The 22,931-nt window shown below is 64.4% G+C and carries 22 protein-coding genes and 1 tRNA gene; 12 read left to right on the top strand and 11 right to left on the bottom strand.

The genetic code is table 11. The features are described from left to right. Window positions 1-8 precede the first annotated feature (8 nt). Window positions 9-974 (top strand): thioredoxin-disulfide reductase, encoded by a 966-nt coding sequence (gene trxB / locus VSX77_RS00895; RefSeq protein WP_338425797.1) that lies wholly within the window; start codon window positions 9-11, stop codon window positions 972-974. Window positions 975-1,053: 79 nt separating this feature from the next. Here trxB and VSX77_RS00890 read toward each other — a convergent pair whose 3' ends face one another. From VSX77_RS00890 to VSX77_RS00875, 4 genes are all read right to left on the bottom strand, one after another. Then, the gene (locus tag VSX77_RS00890; protein ID WP_338425796.1) at window positions 1,054-3,153 is read right to left on the bottom strand and encodes a TonB-dependent receptor plug domain-containing protein; all 2,100 of its coding nucleotides are present in this window, start codon (window positions 3,151-3,153) and stop codon (window positions 1,054-1,056) included. Beyond that, complete coding sequence (locus tag VSX77_RS00885; RefSeq protein ID WP_338425795.1) at window positions 3,150-3,896, bottom strand: hypothetical protein; 747 nt, start codon at window positions 3,894-3,896, stop codon at window positions 3,150-3,152. The genes VSX77_RS00890 and VSX77_RS00885 overlap by 4 nt, the downstream gene beginning before the upstream one ends. Window positions 3,897-4,009: 113 nt before the next feature. Next, window positions 4,010-5,728, bottom strand: coding sequence for a M56 family metallopeptidase (locus VSX77_RS00880; RefSeq protein WP_338425794.1), 1,719 nt, complete (start codon window positions 5,726-5,728; stop codon window positions 4,010-4,012). Beyond that, window positions 5,728-6,102 (bottom strand): BlaI/MecI/CopY family transcriptional regulator, encoded by a 375-nt coding sequence (locus VSX77_RS00875; protein WP_422397258.1) that lies wholly within the window; start codon window positions 6,100-6,102, stop codon window positions 5,728-5,730. The genes VSX77_RS00880 and VSX77_RS00875 overlap by 1 nt, the downstream gene beginning before the upstream one ends. A 227-nt stretch (window positions 6,103-6,329) precedes the next feature. On the opposite strand from VSX77_RS00875, the gene VSX77_RS00870 reads away from it, so the two are divergent. From VSX77_RS00870 to ligD, 3 genes are read left to right on the top strand one after another with little or no spacing between them, the layout of a single operon-like run. After that, the gene (locus VSX77_RS00870) at window positions 6,330-7,205 is read left to right on the top strand and encodes a Ku protein (RefSeq protein WP_338425792.1); all 876 of its coding nucleotides are present in this window, start codon (window positions 6,330-6,332) and stop codon (window positions 7,203-7,205) included. Then, entirely contained in the window at window positions 7,205-7,339 is a 135-nt protein-coding gene (locus tag VSX77_RS00865; RefSeq protein WP_338425791.1) for a hypothetical protein, read from the top strand. Before VSX77_RS00870 ends, VSX77_RS00865 begins: the two co-directional genes overlap by 1 nt. After that, the gene (gene ligD, locus VSX77_RS00860; RefSeq protein WP_338425790.1) at window positions 7,326-9,830 is read left to right on the top strand and encodes a DNA ligase D; all 2,505 of its coding nucleotides are present in this window, start codon (window positions 7,326-7,328) and stop codon (window positions 9,828-9,830) included. Before VSX77_RS00865 ends, ligD begins: the two co-directional genes overlap by 14 nt. A gap of 39 nt (window positions 9,831-9,869) precedes the next feature. Here the strand turns inward: ligD and VSX77_RS00855 are convergent. Together VSX77_RS00855 and folK are read right to left on the bottom strand one after the other, a co-directional pair. After that, window positions 9,870-9,945: transfer RNA gene (locus VSX77_RS00855), tRNA-Lys, on the bottom strand. A gap of 42 nt (window positions 9,946-9,987) precedes the next feature. Then, a complete protein-coding gene (folK, locus tag VSX77_RS00850) occupies window positions 9,988-10,509 on the bottom strand; it encodes a 2-amino-4-hydroxy-6-hydroxymethyldihydropteridine diphosphokinase (protein ID WP_338425789.1) in 522 nt (173 codons plus the stop codon). Window positions 10,510-10,532: 23 nt separating this feature from the next. Here folK and VSX77_RS00845 point away from each other — a divergent pair, with 23 nt between their 5' ends. Then, a complete protein-coding gene (locus tag VSX77_RS00845) occupies window positions 10,533-11,168 on the top strand; it encodes a uracil-DNA glycosylase (RefSeq protein WP_338425788.1) in 636 nt (211 codons plus the stop codon). On the opposite strand, the gene VSX77_RS00840 is transcribed toward VSX77_RS00845, so the two are convergent. Together VSX77_RS00840 and VSX77_RS00835 are read right to left on the bottom strand one after the other, a co-directional pair. Further along, a complete protein-coding gene (locus tag VSX77_RS00840) occupies window positions 11,129-11,605 on the bottom strand; it encodes an RNA pyrophosphohydrolase (RefSeq protein WP_338425787.1) in 477 nt (158 codons plus the stop codon). The two genes, VSX77_RS00845 and VSX77_RS00840, sit on opposite strands and share 40 nt — an antisense overlap. Beyond that, window positions 11,602-12,549 carry an alpha/beta hydrolase gene (locus VSX77_RS00835; RefSeq protein WP_338425786.1) on the bottom strand — a complete coding sequence of 316 codons (948 nt, stop codon included), beginning with the start codon at window positions 12,547-12,549 and terminating at the stop codon, window positions 11,602-11,604. Before VSX77_RS00835 ends, VSX77_RS00840 begins: the two co-directional genes overlap by 4 nt. A 184-nt stretch (window positions 12,550-12,733) precedes the next feature. Here VSX77_RS00835 and VSX77_RS00830 point away from each other — a divergent pair, with 184 nt between their 5' ends. The 5 genes from VSX77_RS00830 (at window position 12,734) to VSX77_RS00810 (ending at window position 19,150) form a co-directional block, all read left to right on the top strand. Continuing rightward, window positions 12,734-14,599, top strand: coding sequence for a 2-oxoacid:acceptor oxidoreductase subunit alpha (locus tag VSX77_RS00830; protein WP_338425785.1), 1,866 nt, complete (start codon window positions 12,734-12,736; stop codon window positions 14,597-14,599). Continuing rightward, entirely contained in the window at window positions 14,596-15,633 is a 1,038-nt protein-coding gene (locus VSX77_RS00825; RefSeq protein WP_338425784.1) for a 2-oxoacid:ferredoxin oxidoreductase subunit beta, read from the top strand. The genes VSX77_RS00830 and VSX77_RS00825 overlap by 4 nt, the downstream gene beginning before the upstream one ends. 12 nt (window positions 15,634-15,645) lie before the next feature. Then, on the top strand, window positions 15,646-16,602 hold the full coding sequence (locus tag VSX77_RS00820; protein ID WP_338425783.1) for a metal-dependent hydrolase: 957 nt from the start codon (window positions 15,646-15,648) through the stop codon (window positions 16,600-16,602). Window positions 16,603-16,680: 78 nt separating this feature from the next. Beyond that, window positions 16,681-17,961, top strand: coding sequence for a cyclopropane-fatty-acyl-phospholipid synthase family protein (locus VSX77_RS00815; protein ID WP_338425782.1), 1,281 nt, complete (start codon window positions 16,681-16,683; stop codon window positions 17,959-17,961). 19 nt (window positions 17,962-17,980) lie between these two features. Then, window positions 17,981-19,150, top strand: a complete 1,170-nt coding sequence (locus VSX77_RS00810; RefSeq protein WP_338425781.1) for a serine hydrolase domain-containing protein — start codon at window positions 17,981-17,983, stop codon at window positions 19,148-19,150. A 35-nt stretch (window positions 19,151-19,185) separates the two neighbouring features. Here VSX77_RS00810 and VSX77_RS00805 read toward each other — a convergent pair whose 3' ends face one another. From VSX77_RS00805 to purF, 3 genes are read right to left on the bottom strand one after another with little or no spacing between them, the layout of a single operon-like run. Further along, window positions 19,186-19,572, bottom strand: coding sequence for a hypothetical protein (locus VSX77_RS00805; RefSeq protein WP_338425780.1), 387 nt, complete (start codon window positions 19,570-19,572; stop codon window positions 19,186-19,188). Window positions 19,573-19,631: 59 nt separating this feature from the next. Beyond that, window positions 19,632-20,366, bottom strand: a complete 735-nt coding sequence (locus tag VSX77_RS00800) for an SDR family NAD(P)-dependent oxidoreductase (RefSeq protein ID WP_338425779.1) — start codon at window positions 20,364-20,366, stop codon at window positions 19,632-19,634. A 4-nt stretch (window positions 20,367-20,370) separates the two neighbouring features. Then, on the bottom strand, window positions 20,371-21,828 hold the full coding sequence (purF, locus tag VSX77_RS00795) for an amidophosphoribosyltransferase (RefSeq protein WP_338425778.1): 1,458 nt from the start codon (window positions 21,826-21,828) through the stop codon (window positions 20,371-20,373). A gap of 142 nt (window positions 21,829-21,970) precedes the next feature. Here purF and hisI point away from each other — a divergent pair, with 142 nt between their 5' ends. After that, window positions 21,971-22,351, top strand: coding sequence for a phosphoribosyl-AMP cyclohydrolase (gene hisI, locus VSX77_RS00790; RefSeq protein WP_338425777.1), 381 nt, complete (start codon window positions 21,971-21,973; stop codon window positions 22,349-22,351). After that, entirely contained in the window at window positions 22,338-22,871 is a 534-nt protein-coding gene (locus tag VSX77_RS00785; RefSeq protein WP_338425776.1) for a hypothetical protein, read from the top strand. The genes hisI and VSX77_RS00785 overlap by 14 nt, the downstream gene beginning before the upstream one ends. The last annotated feature ends 60 nt before the right edge of the window (window positions 22,872-22,931 follow it).

Here is a 22,931-nt window from a genome sequence, read left to right as displayed (position 1 = left end):
AGATCATCATGCCCGCCACCCACCACACGAAGATGCTCATTCTGGGGTCCGGCCCTGCGGGGCTGTCGGCCGCCATCTATGCCGCGCGCGCCGGGATGCAGCCGATCGTCGTGCAGGGGCTGCAACCCGGCGGCCAGCTGACGATCACCACCGATGTCGAAAACTACCCGGGTTTCGCCGAGGTGATCCAGGGGCCCTGGCTGATGGAACAGATGACGGCGCAGGCGGTGCATGTCGGCACGTCGATGATCTGGGACACGATCGTCGACGTCGACCTGTCGGAGCGGCCGTTCCGCCTGACCGGCGACGGCGGCGACGTCTATCTTGCCGAAACGCTCGTCATCGCCACCGGTGCGCAGGCGAAATGGCTCGGCGTTCCCGGCGAGCAGGAACTCGGCGGCAAGGGCGTGTCGGCCTGTGCGACGTGCGACGGCTTTTTCTATCGCGGCAAGAAGGTCGTCGTCATCGGCGGCGGCAATACCGCGGTCGAGGAGGCGCTGTACCTTACCAACCACAGCGACGATGTGACGCTGATCCATCGCCGCGATTCGCTGCGCGCCGAAAAGATCCTGCAGGACCGCCTGTTCGCCAATCCGAAGATCAAGGTGCTGTGGAACAAGCAGGTCGAACGCTTCGTCGCGGGCGAGGGCGTGTCGGGTCTGGTCGGCGTCGACCTGATCGACGCCGTCACCGGCGCCGCGAGCCACGAGCCGACCGATGGCGGCTTCGTTGCGATCGGCCACAGCCCCGCGACCGAATTGTTCAAGGGCAAGCTGCCGCTCGACGACGATGGCTATCTTCAGGTCACGCCCGGCACGTCGCTGACCACGATCCCCGGCGTCTTCGCCGCGGGTGACGTCACCGACAAGCTGTACCGGCAGGCCGTCACCGCCGCCGGCATGGGATGCATGGCCGCCCTCGACGCCGAACGCTTCCTCGCCGAAGCCGAATATCACGCATTGGTCGACGGCTGAAACGGCCATGAAGCACACCGCAAATGGCACCGTCCGGCCATGGGGTGCGGATTGGGTCGGCATCCGGGCCTTCCAGCTGTCAGAATTTTCCGCGCACCGAAAAGGAAAAGATCGGGCCGATCAGCCGGTCGCGTTCCTCGACAGAGCTGACCGGGCTTTCGCCGCGGACGTCCGTGTAGACGGTGCGGTCGCGTTTCGATCGCGCGTTGGCGATGTTTCGGACCGACGCCCGGACGGTGAGGCCGAGCACATCTTTGTGCTCAACGAAAACCGACGCCCAGACGGGTCCTTCCCAGACCTTGTCGGTCTGGTTGCGGCGGTAATTGGGCTGATAGTGCGAATATTCGACATCGCCACCCCACGCCCAATCGCTGGCCGGAAGATCGTGGCGCAGGCCGAGGCTGATGACCGTATCGGTAAAGCCGCTCCACTGCCTTTTCTCGCCGGTGAAGGGATCGCGCAGCGAGCTCTTTTGCAGCAGCATCCTGGGTTCCAGTTTCATCCCCTTGATTCCGGCGGGGTCGAGGTTGATCGTCGCAGTCCAGTCGATCGCGCCCGCCTTCGCCTTCGCGATATTGCCGACTGCTTCGCCATCGGTCCCGATCGGGATCACATCGACGCGATCTTCGACGTCGCGATAGATCAACAGGATTTTGGTCGAGCCCCATGCACCGAACGTCTTGTTGATTTCGGCCTCATAGGTCCAGTCCTGCTGCGGCCGCAGGTCGTTGTTGCTCGCGTTCTGATTGCCGTCGTTGAGAAAGGCGCGCGCGAGAAAGTCATAAAAGCTGAGCTGGAGCACGCGCCGCCTGAGCTTCACCGAGACGTCGAAACCGGGTGATGGCGTCCACGCTAGCGAGATCGAGCCCTTGGGCCGAAAAAAGCTGCGCGTCAGGCCGTCGATCCCCGTCTGCGTGATCGTCGAATGTTCAGCGCCGGCGATGATCTGGAAATTCAGCTTGTCGGTCAGCTTGCGCCCGAAGCTGAGCAGGCCTTCGTAGCGGTCTTCGCTTACCGCGCCGGTCCCGCCTTCGAAGGGCTGGTCGACCCACGCGCCCGACGGATCGAGCACCGCGATCGACGCGACATTGTCGAGCGTGTTGAACGCGGCTTCGCCCGATAGCTGCCAGTCGCCGCCGAACATCTTCCACTGATACTCGCCGCGCCCGATCGTTTCGCCGATATCGCCGGTCTGGGCAAAGCGATCGCCTGTCGGGACGCCGCCGTCGGGCGTGGTGATGATTTCCTGGCGGTAGGGTTCGTGGCTGAATCGGCGGAGGCCGATCAGCTTGAGCTTGCCCGGTCCGAGCCCGAACTGATAGTCGCCGCTGATCTCGTAATTCCAGCTGTCGGCGTTTTCATATACGGTGCGGACGCGATCGGGCATGCCGGGGCTGGTGCGCAGGCCATCCTCATAATAGCGATCATATTTGCGCTGGTAATGGCCGCCAAGGTTTAGGGCCGTATCGCCAGCGGGATCCCAGCTGATCCGCCCCGACAGCTTCGGCGTATCGTAATGCGTGTTCCAGATGTCCTTGCGCCGTTCGGTGATATTGCCCGCGCCGTCGTAGATCAAAGTCGGGCCGCCCGCGCCGCTGCGCGCCGAATCGTCATTGTTGAGCGCGACCTCATATTCGACCGTCCCGGTGCGGCCACGCACCGATACGTCTGCGCGGGTGAACAGCGGGTCGGTGTAATGGGCTCTAAATTCGGGCTTCCACGAGAATTGGCCCGAAAACCCATCGGCGCGATAGACGACATTCGCGACCTGCCCCGACAGCCCCGGAATATCGAGCGTCGCGCCGTCGACGATCTCGATACGTTCGACATTGCCCGCGGGGATGCGCGACAATTGGGTGTACATGTCGTCGCCCTTGTTTGAGGGCCTCTCCCCGTTGAACAGCACATTGCCCGTCGCCTGTCCCAGCCCGCGCAGATTCTCATTGTCGCGGATCTGAAAACTGGGAACCTGGCTCAGCATGTCATAGGCATTGTTGGGTGCGTAGCGTGCGAAGTCCGCGGCGGTATAGACCTGGCGCGCCGCATTGCTGATCCCGCCCGCGGGTGCTTGGGTGGGCGAGGGCGGCGGCGTGTCGCCGGTCGGCGCCGCCGTCTCGTGCGCCAGCGCAGGCGTGGAGAGCGCTGCCGCAAAGGCGATTAGGCTGGTCGGTCGCTTCACTTGGATACTCCCCCCGCAGCGCGGTTCATCGCCTGCGCATATTCGCCCGTCACGCCCATTGCTTTCATGCCGACCACCTCGTCGGCGCTGAGTTTCCTGTATCCGGCCGCGGCGAGGCCGCGCACATAGGCGCCGTCGACGCCGAGCGCCTTGCACGCGATCGCGTCCTCGACGTCGGTGAGGATCAGCGCTTCGGATCGGAGGTCGCGGATATATTCTGGCCGCACCTGGAGCGCGGCCGCCGCGATCAGGTCGCTGGCATCCTTGGGCCGCACCCCCTCGCGCGTCAGCCCGTCGGCCAGGGCGACGGTCGCATCAACGAGCAGCATCGCAAGCAATGTCGAGCGCCGGTCGGGCGACAGTCCGCGCTTGCCAAGCGCATGTTCGAAGGCAGGATCGGAGGTAAAGCGGCATTCGCCCTTGCCGTCGAATGCGCCCGCCAGCGTGCCGGTGCAGGCGAGTGTTCCCGCGTCATGCGTCACGGTAAAACTGACCGGCCCCGGTGTGGTCCGGCGGAGTGCGGCCTCTGCGGTAGCGAAATAGGGACGCGAGCCGTCGAAACTATGGTCGCTGTTCGAATGTTGGTGGCGGATGCGGACGCGCGGCGCCCCCTTATTTCCGCTTGCGGGCTCGGCGGTCCAGCGGATGTCGCTCAGCACGAGCGGGTCGGTGGCGATGGTCGGCGCCGAACAGGCGAGGATCGACAGCAGCGCCGTGGCGCCCGCAACGTACAGGGCTTTCATTTGGTGCACTCCTCCCTCCGTGCGCCGGACGAGCGGCATCGCTCGCCGCCGCAGCGGCAATTTTGAATCAGGTTTCGATTAATCGTCGGTCGCTGCGGACGAACGTCCGGGCGTCAGTCGCGGACGGGCGGTTCGGGCGGTTCCGGCGACACGGGGAATTCGACGCGTGCGGTCCGGCCGTCTGCACGCCGCGCCTCGACGATGCCGCGTTCCATATCGACGACCGCGACATTGTTGCCGCGCACCGCCCTTACAACCCGGCGCGGCGTCGTTGGCGGGCGAGGCTTTTCTGCCGGGCGAAATCCACCCATTGCACGCAATTCGATCGCGTAGTCGGCATCGCGCATCTTTACCCCTGATCGCTGCATGGCGGCGACGAAGTCGCGATCGACTCCCACCGTCTTGAGCGCGACGAGGTCGTCGATCCCAATGTCGGGGAAATGCGATTTCATGTCGCGGGCGAAGGCGGCGTCCACACCCACATGCCGAGCGCCGACCAGATCGTCGAAATCGGCGCCGGGAATGATGCCGCGCATCTGCCGGATATAAGCGGGGTCGATCCCGCTCGCTTTTGCTGAGATGATGTCGTCGGCGGTCATCGATCCGCCGCTTTCGCGGATTTTTTCGACATATTCGGGGGTCACGCCGACCGCGCGCATACCCACGAGCTGTTCGGCGGTCAGCGGTTTTGACGTCGCGGCGGCGCCACCAGCCTGACCATCGCTCGTGGTCACCATCGACGTGGATGTCGTGACGGCCGTCTGTCCAGAAGGCGAGACGACGAGGGTGCGGACGTCCGTGGCCACTCCGGGCTTCGCCGTGGCCGAGAAGGCGGCGAGCGGCGCGGTGATTCCCGCGAGTATCACCAGGCTCATCAGCATCCAGCTCGCGCTCGCCGGGCCTCGTTTCAGGCTGCCGTCGAGCACCCGGGTGATCCGGCGTTTCAGACTGTCCTTGCCCGGTGCGACGCCGTGTGCCGCGAGCAATGCCCCCTGATTGTCGTGCCGCGCCGCGCCAACCAGCAACGTTGCATAGTCGGGACCGTCGATGTCGGCCATCAGCACCGCGTCGTCGGCGGCTTCTTCGCGCAATTGATGGCTTTCGCGCGCCAGTACCCAGACCAGCGGATTGAACCAGAAGACGGCGCAGGCGATGCGCGCGCCAAGCAGTTTTGCCCAGTCGAGCCGCGCGACATGCGCCAGCTCGTGCGCGATGATCGCCTCCGCCTCATCCGAGGCGGCAACCGCGGTGGGACTCAGCACGATGGTCGGGCGCAACACGCCCCAGCTGATCGGTGAGCGCAATTCGGTGCTCACCAGCAGCGCGGTGCCATGTTTGAAACCCATGCGCCGCTGCGCCTCGGCCAGCGCCGTGAGCCACGACCGCTCGACAAGGATTTCCGCACGCCCGCGCATCGCGAACAGCCGCAAGACGGCAAGCGCCATCACTCCAGACAACAGCGCGAGCGGGACAAGATAGAGAATATGCCCGAGGGCGCTCCACGGAAAGCCGACCGGCGTCGACCCGGCACTATCCGCAGCGACAGGGACTGGTGTCGCGGCGGGTGCCGGATCGATCGCCGATCCCCCCGTTGTGATAGTTTGAACGAGCGGTGCGACCGGTTCGAAGGACCATGCCGCAGGAAGCGGCGCCCATTGCGGCAGCAGCAATGTCGCCGCTGGCAGCACGAGCAACGCCGTCAACCCGGCGTGCGCGATCATCGACCGCTCGCCAGCCGAGCGCCACCGCGCCAGGCGGAGCAGGCCAAGCGTAAGCGCCGCGACGACGACGGATTTCCAGGCCAGGCCCAGCAACATGGCGGTCGATAACATCAGGCTTTCCCTTCGCGCGCTTTGGCGATCATCTGTTCGAGTTCATCAAGTTCGGCGGCGCTCATCTTGTCCTGCATACCGAGCAGCGCGGCGGCGGCACTCGTCGCGGACCCGTTGAAGAACACGCGCACGACCTGCGACAATGCCGACTTGCGCGCGGTCTTGTCCGACACGCTCGGTGCGTAAACAAAACCGCGGTCCGAATGTTCGCGGGCGACAAAGCCCTTTGTCTCGAGCCGCTTCAACATGGCGCGGATCGCCGAACCCGAAAGTTCGTCGGCGAGGGCCTCGCCGATCTCGGTCACGGTCGATGCGCCGCGCTCATAAAGAATGTCCACGATCTCGCGTTCTCGGGGGGGCAGACTGGACAACATGCGACTCACCTTTGCGCTACATTTGTAGCGTGCTACATTTGTAGCGCGTATTTGGCAAGGGATATAATTTCAGCAGAACAAAAGGGTGGCATGAAGTGCCGCATGAGCGAAGACGCTCGCCTTGATGCTCGCCGCCAACATTCGTTCCCGGCATTTTGCGTGGGCTGGCATCACGGTGGAACGCGCATCGGATTTAAGCATTTTCTCCGTTGAAAGTGAGGAATGCGATGGCTGCACGCGCTTATTGGAAGGGACAGATCCGCCTCGCGCTGGTATCGATTCCCGTCGAAATCTATGCCGCGACCAAATCGGGCGCCGCGATCAGTTTTCGCCAGATTCACGAACCGAGCGGCAAGCCGATCAAATATGAAAAGATCGTCCCCGGCATCGGGCCGATCGATAACGACGACATCGTAAAGGGGTATGAGACGTCGAAAGGCAATTATGTCCTGCTCGACGAAGATGAGATCGAGGCGGTTAAACTGGAGAGCAAACGGACGCTCGAGCTGCTCCAGTTCGTCGATGCGGGCGACATCGACATCCTCTATTATGCCAAGCCTTATTTTGTCGTCCCCGCGGACGAACTCGCCGAAGAAGCCTATATAGTCCTGCGCGAAGCGTTGAAGCGCACGAAGAAAGTCGGGCTCGGTCAGCTCTCCGTGCGCGGGCAGGAACAACTCGTCGCGTTGCGCCCTTGCGGCAAGGGGCTCGTGCTCGAAGTGTTGCGCTACGCCGACGAAGTGAACAAGGCTGCCAATTATTTTCGCGATGTCGGCAATAGCAAACCCGACGCCGACCTGCTCGACCTCGCCGAGACGCTGATCGACAAGAAATCGGGCAAGTTCGACGCGTCGGACTATCACAATCATTATGTCGATGCGATCAAGCGCGTGATCGCCAAAAAGGCGAAGGCCAAGGGAAAACGCGTGCTCGAGGACGTCGAGGAACCCGGCCCGACGCGCTCCGGTTCGAACGTGATCGATCTGATGGCAGCGCTCAAGGCCTCGGTCGACGGCAAGAAAAAGGCCCCCGCTGCCGAAGCAAAGACAGCGCGCGCGAAAAAGGCGCCGGCCAAAAAAGCGCCAGCCCGAAGGCGCGCCTGATGGAACATAACGCCGCGCTCGGCTGCTGCTCGGGCTTGCCCTTATATTTCACTCTGCTGCGCTTAATCGAACGTCGCCTGCCTAAAGGTGAGAAAGGCGTCCTTGAGAGTGGAAATGCCAATGTCCCGCGCTGATCCGCTTGCCCAATATAATGCCAAGCGCGATTTCAAGCTGACCCCCGAACCCGCGGGCAAGGTGCGGAAGGAAACCGGAAACCGCTTCATCGTCCAGAAGCACGACGCGACGCGGCTCCATTATGATTTCCGGCTGGAGGTCGATGGCGTGCTCAAAAGCTGGGCGGTGACGAAGGGCCCCAGCGCCGATCCTGCCGACAAGCGGCTCGCGGTGCGCACCGAAGACCATCCGTTGAGCTACGCCGATTTCGAGGGGGTGATCCCCAAGGGCGAGTATGGCGGCGGCAGTGTCATGTTGTGGGATCGAGGCACATGGGCGCCGATCGAAGGCAAGAGCGCGAAGGATATCGAGAAAGGCCATCTTCATTTCACCCTCGACGGGACGCGGATGAAGGGCGAATGGCTGCTCGTTCGTATGAAGCCGCGTCCGGGCGAAAAGCGCGAGAACTGGCTGCTACGGAAAGTGGACGACGCCTATTCGGGCGGCAGCGACGATCTCGTCGCGCGCCAGCTCACGAGCGTTCTCACCGGCCGTACCATGGCGGAGATCGCAGGCGACGAGGGCGGTGAACAATCGCTAAAGGGTGCGAAGGGCGAAACCTTCGCGAAGAAGATGGCCGCTGCCGCCGCGCACAACCGCAAGGTCGCCCAAGCAAAACCGAAAGCCAAGCTCCCCAAATTTCGCCCGCTCCAGCTTGCGACGCTCGTCGATGCGGTGCCGTCGGGAAACGGCTGGTTCCATGAGATCAAATATGACGGCTATCGCGCCCAGGTCGCCGCATCGGGCAGCGACGTGCGTATCTATACGCGCAGCGGCCTCGACTGGACCGACAAGTTCGCGCCGCTCGTGCGCCATATTGCCGCGCTCGATCTGCCGCCCGCGCTGATCGACGGCGAGATCGTCGCCTATGACAAGGACGGCAATCCCGACTTTTCTTCGCTGCAAGCGGTGCTCAAGCGCGGCCACGGGGCGCAGGACGATACGACCGACCTTCATTTCTTTGCTTTCGACCTGCTCGAGGAAGGCGGCAGAAGTCTTGCGCGGCTGGGCAATCTCGAACGCAAGGAACGGCTCGAAGCCCTGCTCCGCCACGCCCAGCCCCCTGTCGCGGTCGCCGACCATGTCATCGGCGCGGGCGAAAAGCTTTACGCCGCAATGTGCGACGCCGGACAGGAAGGCATCATTTCGAAACGCGCCGACGCGGCTTATGCAGGGCGCCGCACCAAAAGCTGGGTGAAGATCAAATGCACACGGCGGCAGGAGTTCGTCATCGTAGGCTGGAACCCCTCTTCGACAAAGGCGCGCCCTTTCTCGTCGCTTCTCCTCGCGCAGCATGAAAAGGGCAGGCTCGTCTACAAGGGCAATGTCGGCACGGGTTTCGACGCCGATACGATGGCCGGGCTGGCAAAGAAGTTCGCGCGGCTCGAACGGAAGACTCCGGGGCTTGAAGTCGAGGCGGCGGTCGCGCGCAAGGTTCACTGGCTCAAGCCCGACCTCGTTGCCGAAATCGCCTTTGCCGAGTTTACCGCGAGCGGATCGGTACGGCACGCGAGCTTCCTCGGCTTGCGTAGCGACAAGGAGGCCAAACAGGTGGCACCCGAAACGAAACAGCCCGCGCCCCAGCCCGCGAGCGATGTGAAGATCAGCAGCCGCGACCGCATCATCTTTCCCGAAGCGAAAGCGACCAAGGGCGACCTTGCCGACTATTACGCCGCGATCGCGCCGCTGATGCTGCCGCACATGGCGCGCCGCCCGATCAGCCTCGTTCGCTGTCCGCAGGGACGCGCGAAGAAATGCTTTTTCCAAAAGCATGACTCGGGCAGCTTCGGCGAGCATGTCCACCACGTCCCGATCGAGGAGAAGGACGGAGGGCATGAGGATTATCTCTATGTCGACGATGCCGATGGCATCCTCGCCTGCGTCCAGATGGGAACGATCGAATTCCACGGCTGGGGCAGCCATGTCGGTGCGCTCGAGCGGCCCGACCGCATGGTCTTCGACCTCGATCCCGACGAAGGGCTGCGCTTCGCCGACGTCAAAAAGGCCGCGCTCGACATTCGCCGCCAGCTCGCGGACATTGGCCTCGTCAGCTTCGCGATGCTGTCGGGCGGCAAGGGGGTACATGTCGTCGTGCCGCTCGATCCCAGCCACGACTGGGACGCGCACAAGGATTTCGCGAAACGCTTTGCCGAGGCGCTGAGCCTCGCTGAACCCGACCGCTATGTTGCAACGATGAGCAAGGCGAAACGCAAGGGCAAGATTTTCATTGATTATCTCCGCAACCAACGCGGCAGCACCGCGGTCATGCCCTATTCGGCGCGTGCACGCGAAGACGCGCCGGTCGCGGTGCCCATCGGCTGGGACGCGCTCGCCGATGTCGACAAGGCCGGTGCGTGGACGATCGCGGACGCGGACGAGTTGCTCGACCGCGCGGCAGGGCCGGACCTCAAGGGCTGGGGTTTCGCAAGCCAGTCGCTCCCGTCCATTTAGAGACGAGAGGCATTAGCACCGAAAATGGCACATTCGTAATGGTGAGCCCTGCTGGGTTCGAACCAGCGACCTACTGATTAAAAGTCAGTTGCTCTACCGACTGAGCTAAGGGCCCATCGGCGCCCGATTACCGCGGCGCGCGAAGTGAGCCGTCGCCCTAGTGCGCTGCGGCGCGCCGGTCAACCGGCTTTGGGCGGACGAGCCGCGCGGTGAGCTGGCGGATGCTGCGCGCGTGGAGCGGGTGGCGCCATTGGGGCACAATCGCGCGAAGCGGGCCGAGCACGAAGGCGCGATCGGCAAGCGCAGGGTGCGGGATGGTCAGCGCCGCGTCGGACCAGGCGCCGCCCGACCAGAGCAATATGTCGAGGTCGAGCGTGCGCGCACCCCAGCGCTGGCCCATGCGGCGGCCGAAACGCGCCTCGATTGCCTGCAACCGTTCGAGCATTTCAGGCGGGCTCAGCTCCGATGCGACGAGCGCGACGGCGTTGGCGTAACGGCGCCGGGAAGGACCGACGGGGTCGCTGGCGATGATCGGGCTGGCGTCGACCGCCTCGATATCGTCGCTCTCCAGCGCGGAAAGCGCGGCGAGCAGCACCGCGCGCGGGTCGCCATGGCGCGCATGGCGCCGGTTCGATCCGAGGCCGATCGCATAGAGGGGCAGCGGCATTGCGTTGCTCATGTCCGCGCGCCTATCGCAGCCGCATGGAAATTGATAGCCCGTTGCCCGGAACCGAGCCGCCAAGCGATTGTCCGCGCTGCCCGCGGCTGGTCGCGCTGCGAGGCGAATGTCAGGCGGAGTATCCCGATTGGTGGAACGCCCCGGTCTATGCCTTCGGCGATCCCGATGCGTGGCTGGCGCTGGCGGGGCTTGCGCCGGGCAAGCATGGCGCGAACCGGACGGGCAGGCCGTTCACCGGCGACTATGCGGGCGACCTGTTGTTCACGACGCTTGCCGCGTTCGGGCTGAGCCGGGGCGATTATGATGCGCGGATCGACGACGGGCTGGCGCTCGACGGCGCGATCATCGTCAACAGCGTCAAATGCCTGCCGCCGCAGAACAAGCCGACACCCGCGGAGATCGCGAATTGCCGGCCCTTTTTCGAGCGGCAGCTGGCTGCGCTGCCGAAGGTGCGCGTGATCGTCGCGCTTGGACGGATCGCGCATGGCGCGGTCCATGCGCTGCCCGATGGGCGGCATCTGGTCGATAGCTATCATTGCTCGCGCTACAACACGAACACCGGGCGGCTGACGCCGGAGATGTTCGCCGACGTCTTTCGCACGGCGATCGCGCTGAGGGATCAGACGAGCGGGCCGAATTCCTCGATCAGTCCGCGGTAAAGCGCGCGTTTGAACGGGACGATCAGCTTCTCGATCTCATCAAGTTCGGCCCAGCGCCACGCGCGGAATTCCTGATGGTCGGTGTGAATGTTGACGTCGCCATCGTCGCCCATGAAGCGCATCAGGAACCAGTGCTGGCGCTGGCCCCGATATTTGCCGCCCCACATCTTGCCGATCAGATGGTCGGGCAGGTCGTAGAAATATTCCTCGCGGCTGCGCGCGATGATGTCGACCAACCCGCCGTGAATGCCGGTTTCCTCGCCAAGCTCGCGGATCGCCGCCTCTTCGGCATCTTCGCCCGCATCGATCCCGCCCTGCGGCATCTGCCAGGCTTCGCTCGACGTATCGAGCCGCTGGCCGACGAAGATGCGGCCGTCGCGGTTGGCGAGCATCACGCCCGCGCAGGGGCGATAGGGGAGCTTGTCATGGTCGATCATGCCGCGGCGTTAGCTTCGGCGACGATCGCTTTCAATATGGTGAGGGCGCCGCGAATATCGTCCTTCGCGCTGGGGATGCCTTGCGCTAGGTTGATATAGCCGTGGATATTGCCCTTGGCCTCGCGATAGGTCGTCGGGACGCCGGCTTCGATGAGCTTGGCAGCATAGGCGCGGCCCTGATCGCGCAGGGGGTCGAGCCCCGCGGTGATCAGCAGCGTCGGCGGCAGGCCTTCCGCGGGGAAATCGAGCGGCGAGGCGCGGTAATCGGCGGGGTCCGCGGCATAATGATTGGCGAACCAGGTCATGCTGCCTTTGGTGAGCAAATGGCCCTCGCCGAAATCGCGATAGCTTTGCCAGTCGTCGTGCGTCGTCACGGCGGGATAGATGGGATGGATCGCAATCACCGGTTTCGACGCGGGTTTGTCGCGCAGCGTCAGCGCGGTCGCGATCGTCAGATTGCCGCCCGCGCTTTCGCCCGACAGGACAAGCCCGGTGCAGGGGATAGTGTCGGCGACCCAGCGCGTTGCCGCTTCGCAATCCTCTGGGGCGGCAGGGAAGGGATGTTCGGGGGCGAGGCGGTAGTCGACCGCGATCACCGGCATGTCGAGCAGCCGCGCGGCCTCGGCGCAATAGGGATCGTGCGTGTCGAGGTCGCCGATCACCCAGCCGCCGCCGTGATAGAAGACCATGACCGGTCCGGGTTCGCGGGCCGGGCGATTGTCATAGATGCGGATCGGAATATCGCGTGTGGGACCGGGGACCGTGCGATCCTCGACATGCGCGATTTCGCCGCGCGGGACATCGGCGAGCTGGCCCATCATCCGGAACATCTCGCGCGCGCCTTCGGGCGGCATCTCCTCCATCTTCGGGCCTTCCTGCGCGTTCAGGAAGGCAAGGAAAGCTGCCACGTCGGGGCGCGTAAAATGGGTGGGGCCATCGGTCATCTGCGTCTCTCCCTGATTGCGATTTTCGCCATGCTATTCGGCATCGGCGGCGCAAATTCAATCGCAAATCGAAACCGAGTGACACCCTGTCCTTTGCAGCGCACAATTTTTTCTCAATTGCGGCTTGCTCCGCACAGGCCTAGGCCCATGTCACAGGTTCGCAAGATTTGAGGCAGAAGAAAAAATGGCGACAGCGGTAGAGGACAAGGCCGACGGCGAGCGGCAGTCCCCCCTTTCGGATGCAGTGGTGGTTCGATTTGCCGGCGATAGCGGCGACGGGATGCAGTTGACTGGAGGGCAATTCACCCTGTCTTCGGCGCTGGCGGGCAACGACTTTGCAACCTTCCCGGATTTTCCAGCCGAGATCCGCGCGCCGCAGGGGACGCTGTTCGGCGTGTCGGCGTTCCAGATTAACTTTGGATCGTCGGCGATCGATACCGCGGGCGACGCGCCCGACGTACTCGTTGCGATGAACCCGGCAGCGCTCAAAACCAATGTTCCGGCGCTGAAGCCCGGCGGACTGATCATCGCCGACGAGGGCGAATTCAACGACCGCAATCTCGCCAAGGCGAAATATGACGCGAACCCGCTCGAGGATGACAGCCTCGCCAAATGGCAGCTTTTGAAGCTCAATATCAGCCAGCTGACGATGGACGCGGTGAAGCCCTTCGGGCTCGGCAACAAGGAAGCGCTGCGCTGCAAGAATATGTGGACGCTGGGGCTCGCGCTCTGGATGTTTGACCGCGACCGCCAGCCGCTGATCGACTGGCTCAACGCGAAATTCGCAAAGGCGCCCGAGCTCGCCGCGGCGAACGTCGCGGCGCTCAACGCCGGGCACGCCTATGGCGAGACCGCCGAGTTGGCGGGGCCGCTCAAACAGCATCATGTCGATCCTGCGCCCGCGGCGCCGGGCCTCTATCGCACGCTGACGGGCGCCGAGGGCATCGCGCTTGGCCTCGTCGCGGGCGCGCAGCTCGCCAGGCTGCCGATGTTTTTCGGCGGCTATCCGATCACCCCGGCGTCGGCGATCCTGCACCATTTGTCGCGGCTCAAGGAATATGACGTCACGACCTTTCAGGCCGAGGACGAGATTGCGGCGATCTGTTCGGCGATCGGCGCGAGCTATGGCGGCTCGCTCGGTGTGACGTCATCGTCGGGCCCCGGTATCGCACTGAAGGGTGAGGCGATGGGTCTGGCGATCATGACCGAGCTGCCGCTGGTCATCGTCAATTCGCAGCGCGGCGGCCCGTCGACCGGCCTGCCGACCAAGACCGAGCAGTCGGATCTGTATCAGGCGGTCTATGGCCGCAACGGCGACGCGCCGATGCCGGTGATTGCCGCGCGCTCGCCCGGCGATGCGTTCGATTGCGCGATCGAGGCGGTACGCATCGCGGTGCAATATATGACGCCGGTGATGCTGCTGACCGACGGCTATATCGCCAACGCCGCCGAGCCGTGGGCGGTGCCCGACCTGGCGACTTACGAAGCCTTCCCGGTCGAATTCCTGACCGAGGTGCCCGAGGGCGGCTTCAAACCTTATGGCCGCGACGACAAGCTCGCGCGTCCATGGGTCAAGCCCGGCACCCCCGGCCTGCTTCACCGCATCGGCGGCATCGAAAAGGAACTCGATACCGGCCACATCAACTATGCCCCGGCCAACCATCAGGCGATGACCGATATTCGCAAGGCGAAGATCGACGGCATCAAGGTGCCCGACCAGATCGTCGAACTGGGCGCCGAGGGCGGCAAGCTTGCGGTCGTCGGCTGGGGCTCGACCTTTGGTCCGATCCACCAGGCGGTGCGGCGCAAGCGTGCCGAGGGTCTGGATGTCAGCCACGTCCACATCCGCCATATCTGGCCGCTGCCCGCCAATCTGGGCGAGCTTTTGAAAAGCTACGACAAGGTGATCGTGCCCGAGATGAACACCGGGCAATTGAAGACGGTGCTGCGCGATCAGTATCTCGTCGATGCCAAGCCCGTTAACAAGGTGTCGGGTCAGCCCTTCACCATTGCGGAGATTGAGACCGCGATCGAAGGAGCGCTCGCATGAACGAGATGACCACCATCGCACGCACGACGACGCTCAAGGATTGGGAAACCGATCAGGAAGTCCGCTGGTGCCCGGGCTGCGGCGACTATGCGATCCTGAAAGCCGTGCAGCGCACCATGCCCGAAATCGGTACCGCGCCTGAAAACACGGTATTCATCAGCGGCATCGGCTGCTCGTCGCGCTTTCCCTATTATATGGAAACCTATGGCTTTCACACCATCCACGGCCGCGCGCCGGCCTTTGCGACGGGGCTGAAGCTCGCCAATCCGGGGCTCGATATCTGGATCGTCACCGGCGACGGCGACGGGTTGTCGATCGGCGGCAACCACACGATGCACCTGATCCGCCGCAATCTCGATTGTCAGATCATGCTGTTCAACAACGAGATTTACGGGCTGACCAAGGGCCAATATTCGCCGACCAGCCGCGTCGGCACGACCAGCCCCTCGACCCCCTATGGCTCGGTCGATCGCCCCGCGCAGCCCGCGGCCTTTGCGCTGGGTGCGGGTGCGCGCTTCGTCGCGCGCGGGTTCGACGTGTCGAAGAAGCTGCCCGAGGTGCTGAAGGCGGCCCACGCCCATAAGGGCGCGGCCTTTATCGAGATTTTCCAGAACTGTATCGTCTATAATAAAGACGTGTTCGAGGATTTCGCGGCGCCGAAGGGCGCCGAGGATCGCCAGCTCTGGCTCGAGAATGGCGAACCTATGCTCTATGCCAAAGGCACCAAGGGCATCGCGCTCGACGCCGAGGCGCTGCACCTCAAGACCGTCGATGTCGTCGATGGCGACTGGCAGGCGGCGGGGGTGATCGTCCACGATGTGACCAATCGCAGTGTGGCGCACATGCTTGTCGAGATGCGTTTCGGCGAGTTCCCGATGGCGCTGGGCGTGCTCTACGACGATCCGCGGCCGACGTTCGAGGCCGACGTGGTGCGGCAGAACCAGGCGGCAGCCGAAGGCAAAACGGCCGATCTGCAGGGCCTGCTCAAGAAAGGGCAGACCTGGACCGTGACCGAAAGCGGGCCCGAGCTCTGACCTTACTCCGTCATGGATAATCTGACGCATAGCCTCGTCGGTGCCCTGCTGGGGCAGATGGGGCTCAAGAAGAAGACGGGGCTGGCGATCCCGACGCTGGTTCTGGCAGCTAACCTGCCCGATGTCGACGCGGCGTGCCTGCTCTGGCTCGATGGTGTCGAGCATCTGGGTTTTCGGCGCGGGATCACGCACGGGCCGATCGCGATGCTGGTGCTGCCGATCCTGTTATGTGCGGCGATGCTCGCCTTCGACCGCTGGCAGGAACGGCGCGGCAAGCGCCCCGCCGATCGCCTTCCGGCCCATCGCGGCTGGCTCTTGGCGCTCGCCTACATGGGCTGCATCAGCCATCCGGCGCTCGACTGGCTCAACAATTATGGCATCCGCCTGCTCGAACCTTTTTCCTCGCGGTGGTTCTATGGCGACAGCCTCTTCATCATCGACCTGTGGATATGGATCGCGCTGGGGATGTCGCTCTGGCTGTCGCTGCGGCGCGAGCGCCGCAGCGCGGTGCACTGGCAACGCCCTGCGTGGATCGGTTTTGCGGCTGTTTCGGCCTATATCTTCGCGAACGGGCTGATCACCGGCGCTGCGGAGCGCATGGCGTCGGACGCGCTCGCCGCAGCGGGTAAGTCGGACGCACTGGTCGTGGCGAGTCCGCCGCCGCTCGCCTTTTGGCAACGCGAGATTTTCTGGCGCACCGCAGACCGCTTTGGCACCGCCAGCTTCACGCCGGGCGTCGGCGGCCAACTGGACCTGACCGGGGCGCCGACAGGCATGGACGATCCAAGGCTTGCCGAATGGGTCAAGGCCGACCCTGCTGCGCGCGCCTTTCTGTTGTGGGCGCGGATGCCGGTGGCCGAGCGCGACGGCGATGCCATATTATTGCGCGATCAGCGCTTCATGCATCCGCTGGCCGCGGAGCGTTTCCAGGTACGGCTGGCGGCACCTACCGCAAGCGCGCGCGAATAGCGCGGCGCGCTCATGACGTCATGACAGCGCGCGTTTGAGGCAATTGTCAGCCGCGCGCCTTTGGGGCAGGAAGGGGTTATGAACACGCATGTCAGCCCCCGCCGCGGCAAGGAACTGCTCCGCGCCGACCGTGCCTATCGCGCGGGCGGGCTGGCGGCTCGGCTGATCGGACTGGCGCCGAGCTCGCTGTTCCACCGGCTGCTCGACCGCGTCGACGCGGGATTGGTCGCCGGCACGATCGAGGGGCATTTGCCCGACGGCAGCGTGCGGTTACTCGGCGGCCGCGGCAGGGGACCGACGGCGGTCGTCCATCTGCACAGCTGGGCGGCACTGTCGCGGCTGGCGCTGTCGGGGTCGGTCGGCTGGTACCGCGCATGGGAGAAGGGCGAATGGACCTCGCCCGATCCGGTCCCGCTGTTCGACCTGTTCATGCGTAACGGCGAGGCGCTCGGCGATGTCGGGCGCGCGCACGGGCCGTCGCGCTGGCTGAACCGGGCAATCCACGCGCTCCACCGCAACCACCGGCGCGGGGCGCGCCGCAATATCCATGCGCACTATGATTTAGGTAATGATTTCTATCGCTTGTGGCTCGATCATGCGATGAACTATTCGAGCGCACTGTTCGCCGATCCGGCGCAGTCGCTGGAGAAGGCGCAGGCGGCAAAGGTCGACGCGATTCTCGACCGGCTCGACCTCCGCTCGGGAAGCCGGCTGCTCGAAATCGGCTGCGGCTGGGGCGCGCTCGCCGAGCGCGCAGTCGAGCGGCACGACGTCATTTATACCGGCATCACCCTGTCGCCCGCGCAGGCGGAAGTCGCCGATGCGCGGCTGGCGGCGGTCGATCTGTCGGGCCGCTCGCGAATCGAGCTTTGCGACTATCGCGACGCGCAGGGGCCGTATGACGCGATCGCCAGCGTCGAGATGGTTGAGGCGGTGGGGCAGGCCTATTGGCCAGCCTATCTCGATGCGATCGCGCGGCTGCTGCGGCCGGGGGGCAAGGCCGCGATCCAGTATATCCTGATCAACGACGCGCTGTTCGAGCGCTATGCCGCGAGCAGCGATTTCATCCAGGCCTATATTTTCCCCGGCGGCTGCCTGCTGTCCGAAAGCCGCTTCCGCGCGCTTGCCGAGGAAAGGGGGCTGATCTGGCGGGATGCCCATCGTTTTGGCGGCGATTATGCCGAAACGCTGCGCCAGTGGCGCGAGCGGTTCGATGCGGCGGTCACCGCCGATCAGCTGCCCGCGGGGTTTGACGAGCGTTTTGTCCGGCTTTGGCGCTATTATCTGCAATATTGCGAGGGGGGCTTTCGCGGCGGCGGGATCGACGTCGCGCAAGTCACGCTTGAAAAACCGGCCTGACAACGGGGGAGGAAACAAGATGCGAAGATTTTTGGCGGCGGTGCTGCTCGGCACCGCGGCGGCGTGCAGCGCGCCCGCGACGACGCAAACGACCGACCAATTGCCAAAGGATCTGAACGTGCTTTTCTGGACCCAGGATCAACGCGACCTTGCTTTCCGGACGATGGAGACGGTGCCCAAGGTCGTCGTCAACACGGTCGAGGCGGGCGACGCCGTCTATCCGTTGCCGCCGGGCGAGCCGATCGACCTTGGCCTCGACGTCGATGCCCATATGGCGAAGCAGCGCAACGCGGGGCTGATTATCGTCCAGGATGGCAAGGTCCGGCTCGAAAAATATGCGCTCGGTTATGGCGCCGCGGGCCGCTGGACGAGTTTTTCGGTGGCCAAAAGCTTCACCTCGACGCTGGTCGGCGCCGCGGTGAAGGATGGTTATATCAAAAGCCTCGACGACAAGGTCAGCGGCTATGTCCCCGGCCTGAAAGGGTCGGCCTATGACGATGTGACCGTGCGCCAGCTGTTGACCATGAAATCGGGCGTCAAATGGAACGAGGATTATACCGATCCCAAATCCGACGTCGCGCTGTTCAACCTGCAAAAACCGGTTGCAGGTGAGGACGTTACGGTCAGTTATATGAAAACCTTGCCGCGCGATGTTCCCGCGGGTTCGAAGTGGCTCTACAGCACTGGAGAAACCAACCTGATCGGGGTTCTGGTGTCCAGTGCGACTGGCAAGACGCTGTCGGCCTATCTGTCGGAAAAGATCTGGAAGCCGTTTGGCATGGAGCAGGATGCGGTCTGGATGCTCGGGGCCACCGGGCATGAGATCAGCGGGTGCTGCATATCGGCGAGCCTCAGGGACTATGCCCGGCTGGGGCAATTTGTGCTGAGCGGCGGGGTCGCTGGCGGCGCCAGGGTCGTTCCCGACGACTGGTTCGCCGCCGCGACCACCAAGCAAGCCGACATCGGGGTGCCGGGCCGCGGCTATGGCTATCAATGGTGGACGAACGACGATGGCAGTTTTGCCGCGCAGGGCATCTTCGGGCAGGGCATTTTCATCGATCCCAAGCGCAAGCTGGTGATCGCGTCGAATAGCAACTGGCCGACCGCGACCGATCCCGAAGGCGTCGGCGCGGCACGCGAGACGTTTTACAAGGCTGTGCAGGCGGCAGTGGATCGCGAGGCGGAATAGGAAAAGCGTCGCCCCCGGGAAGGCGGGAGCGACGATTATTCCGAGATTACGCTTGCAGCCCGTTGCGCGAGCCAAACCGCGGCGAGCGGGACGGCAACGCCCAGCGCCATCATCCACCAGGTGTCGGCAAAGTCGATGGCGGTATAGAGCGCCGCGCCGATCACGGCCCCAGCGACGACCCATCCCGCGCCGGTCCCGCCGGAAATACGCATGGCAAGCCAGCTGCCCGCAAAGGTGGCGATAAACCAGCCGACGATCAGTGCGATCGTGGAGCCGACCGGGATAAGTATCTCGCCCGTGGCCGGGTCATATTCGGCGGGGGCGATTTCGCTGCCGGCATATTGCGCGAGCCAAACCAGCCCGAACGCCACGAGGATGCCGACCACCGCGGCAATCGCCGACCGTAAAAAATCTTTCGTCATTCCACGCCCTCGCAAACCCTGTTTTGCGAGCGTCTTAGCGCAGGAAAGCGAAGATGGCGTTAAGCTTTTTCCATGACCTTGGGCAGGGCATGGAAGTCGGTGCTGTCGAAGCCCTTTACCATCAGATCGGCGACATATTCGCCGACCGCATCGGGATCCTTGATGCTCCGTGGATCCTCGCCGGGATAGGCGCGTGCGCGCATCTGCGTGCGTGTCCCGCCGGGGTCGAGGATTGCGGTCCGCAGCCCCGAGATATTGCGCATTTCGGCGCCATAGCTGGTCACGAGCACCTCGAACGCCGCCTTGGACGCGGCATAGGCGCCCCAATAGGCGCGTGGCGTCCGTGCGACGCCGCTCGACAGCGCGAGCAGGCGGGCGCTTGCCGCGCGGCGCAGCAGCGGGTCGAAATTGGCGATCAGCGCCTGCTGCGCGATCAGGTTGAGCGTCAGCAGCTTGTTGAATTCCTTGCCGTCGATCGCAGCGACGGGGGTCAGCGTGCCGAGCATCGCGGCGTTGAGCACGAGCATGTCGAGATGCTGCCAGCGTTCGGCCATCGCGCTGGCGAGGCGGGCGATGCTGTCGCCGTCGGTCAGGTCGAGCGGTGCAATCGTCGCGCTGCCGCCCGCAGCGTGGATGCGATCCTCGAGCTCCTCGAGCCCGCCCGCGGTCCGCGCGGTGATGACGACGTGCGCTCCGCGCGCGGCTAACGATTCGGCGATGGCCTCGCCGATACCGCGGCTCGCACCAGTGACGAGCGCAACCTGGCCCGCCAATTCTTCAGACCTTGTAACCATATTGTCAGACAACCCGTTCGGCCAGCAGCGAAAATTGATCTTCCAGCCCATGCTCGTCGAAGTCGGTGAGCGTGGTCGGATAGTCACCGGTGAAGCAGGCGTCGCAATATTGGGGCGCGTCGTGCGTGCGTTCGGCTTCGCCCAGCGCGCGATAGAGGCCGTCGATCGTCAGGAACGCGAGGCTGTCGGCGTTGATGAAGTTCGCCATCTGGCCGATGCTCATCTGCGCAGCGAGCAGCTTGGCGCGCTCGGGCGTATCGACGCCGTAGAAGCAGCTATGCTGGGTCGGCGGGCTCGCGATGCGCATATGCACTTCGGCGGCGCCGGCATCGCGCATCATCTGCACAATCTTGAGACTGGTCGTGCCGCGAACGATCGAATCGTCGATGAGCACGATCCGTTTGCCTGCGATCAGCGCGCGGTTGGCATTGTGCTTCAGCTTGACGCCCAGATGGCGGACCTTGTCACCCGGCTGGATGAAGGTGCGCCCGACATAATGCGAGCGGATGATGCCAAGCTCGAACGGGATGCCCGATTCCTGCGCGTAGCCGATCGCCGCGGGCGTGCCCGAATCGGGGACGGGGATAACCAGGTCGGCATCGACGGGGTTTTCGCGCGCCAGCTCGGCGCCGATCGCCTTGCGCACCGAATAGACGCTGGTTCCGTCGACAATCGAGTCGGGGCGCGAGAAATAGACATATTCAAAGATGCACGGCCGCGCCGACTGTTCGGCAAAGGGCCGGTGCGAGGTCAGCTGGCCGTCGCGGATAATCACGAGCTCGCCCGGTTCGACTGAGCGCAGGAACTCGGCGCCGACGACGTCGAGTGCCACGGTTTCGGATGCCAGAATATGTGCGTCGCCGAGCTTGCCGATCACCAGCGGGCGGATGCCGAGGGGGTCGCGGCACCCGATCATGCCCTCAGCGGTCAAGCAGATCAACGAATAGGCGCCCTCGACCTGCTTCAGCGCGTCGATGAACCGGTCGAGCAGCGAGCGATAGTTCGATGTTGCGACGAGGTGGATGATGACCTCGGTATCGCTTGTCGACTGAAAGATTGAGCCACGGCGGACGAGCAGCTTTTTCAGCGCGGTCGCGTTCGAGATATTGCCATTGTGGGCGACCGCAAAGCCGCCGGTCGACAGGTCGGCGAACAGCGGCTGGACGTTGCGCAGCGCGGTCTCGCCCGTCGTCGAATAGCGGACATGGCCGACCGCCGACGCACCGTCCAGCTGGCGGATGATCTCGTCGCGATCGAAATTGCCCGCGACATGACCCATCGCGCGGTGAGTATGAAATTCCTTGCCGTCGAACGCGGTGATGCCCGCGGCTTCCTGTCCGCGGTGCTGCAACGCGTGCAGCCCCAGCGCGACGACCGCGGAGGCGCTGTCGGCGCCATGAATGCCAAAGACGCCGCACTCCTCGCGGAGCTTGTCGTCGTCGAAAGGATGGGTCGTCAGCATGTCGTTCCAGCGGCAGGGGGCAGTGACTGCGGCGCATATAGGGAGGGCAAAGCCGATTGTCGCCCCCCTAATCACGATATTGTCACATCGGCGGCGAAGCGCGGGGTGACAGCGGCTTCGATCCTGCTCTAAAGCGGCGGGCATGGATGAGCCGCGCGATACGACCGACAGATTTTTTCCGCGTTTCGACGCCGCCGGGCTGGTGACGGCGATCGTCGTCGATGCCGATACGCAGGCGCTGCTGATGGTCGCGCATATGAACGATGCGGCGATCGAGGCGACGCGCGCGACGGGACAGGCGCACTTCTGGTCGCGCTCGCGCGCTGCGCTGTGGCGCAAGGGCGAGACATCGGGCAACGGGCTGACGCTCGTCGAGATGCGCGTCGATTGCGATCAGGACGCGCTGCTGCTGCGCGTGAAGCCCGCGGGACCGGCATGCCACACCGGGCGGCGGTCGTGCTTTTACCGCCGGGTCGAAGATGATGGCCGGCTGACGTTTCTTGCGGACGATGCGCAGGGTTAGCGCTGCCCTCGTGCTGGCGACGCTGCTGCTCGCGGGATGCGAGCGCGGGGCGGGCGACGATGAGACGATTGATGCGGGGAATCCGCTCGAGATGGCGGCGCGCGAACGCGGCGTCGTGCGCCCCGAAGCCGAAACGCCGGTCGGCGTGTTCGAGCGCGCGCACGACCTTGGCCGCGATGCGATGTGCGTGGTGACCGACGGCGCGGGGCAATGGCGCTTTGCGGTGACGGCCGCCTTTGGCACCACCCTGTCCTGCACCGCGCAGGGGACGATGACGCGCGAGGGCGCCGGGTGGCGGATGCGCTTTGCCGGCGCGGACGGCTGCGAGGCGCTTGTGCATGAGCAGGATGACGAGCTGCGCCTGCCGGGACGCCTGCCGTCGCAATGCGCGCAGCTGTGCCCTGCTCGCGCGTCGCTGGCGGGCCTGCGCCTGCCGCGTGCGAGCTGGTCGGCGGACGATGCAAGGGGCTTGCGGATTGCCGACGGGCGCGGCAATATCGTCCGGCCTTGCGCAGGTTGAAGTGCCTGGAATCGCGGCGCTCTGGCGCTATTGACGTTCACGTCAACGGAAACTAGTTTC

Origin of the sequence: Sphingopyxis sp. TUF1 (assembly GCF_036687315.1) — a bacterium.
In the GTDB taxonomy this organism is placed as follows: domain Bacteria; phylum Pseudomonadota; class Alphaproteobacteria; order Sphingomonadales; family Sphingomonadaceae; genus Sphingopyxis; species Sphingopyxis kveilinensis.
The sequence above is the reverse complement of the archived record's forward strand: the minus strand, read 5'-3'. Positions and strand labels throughout refer to the sequence as shown.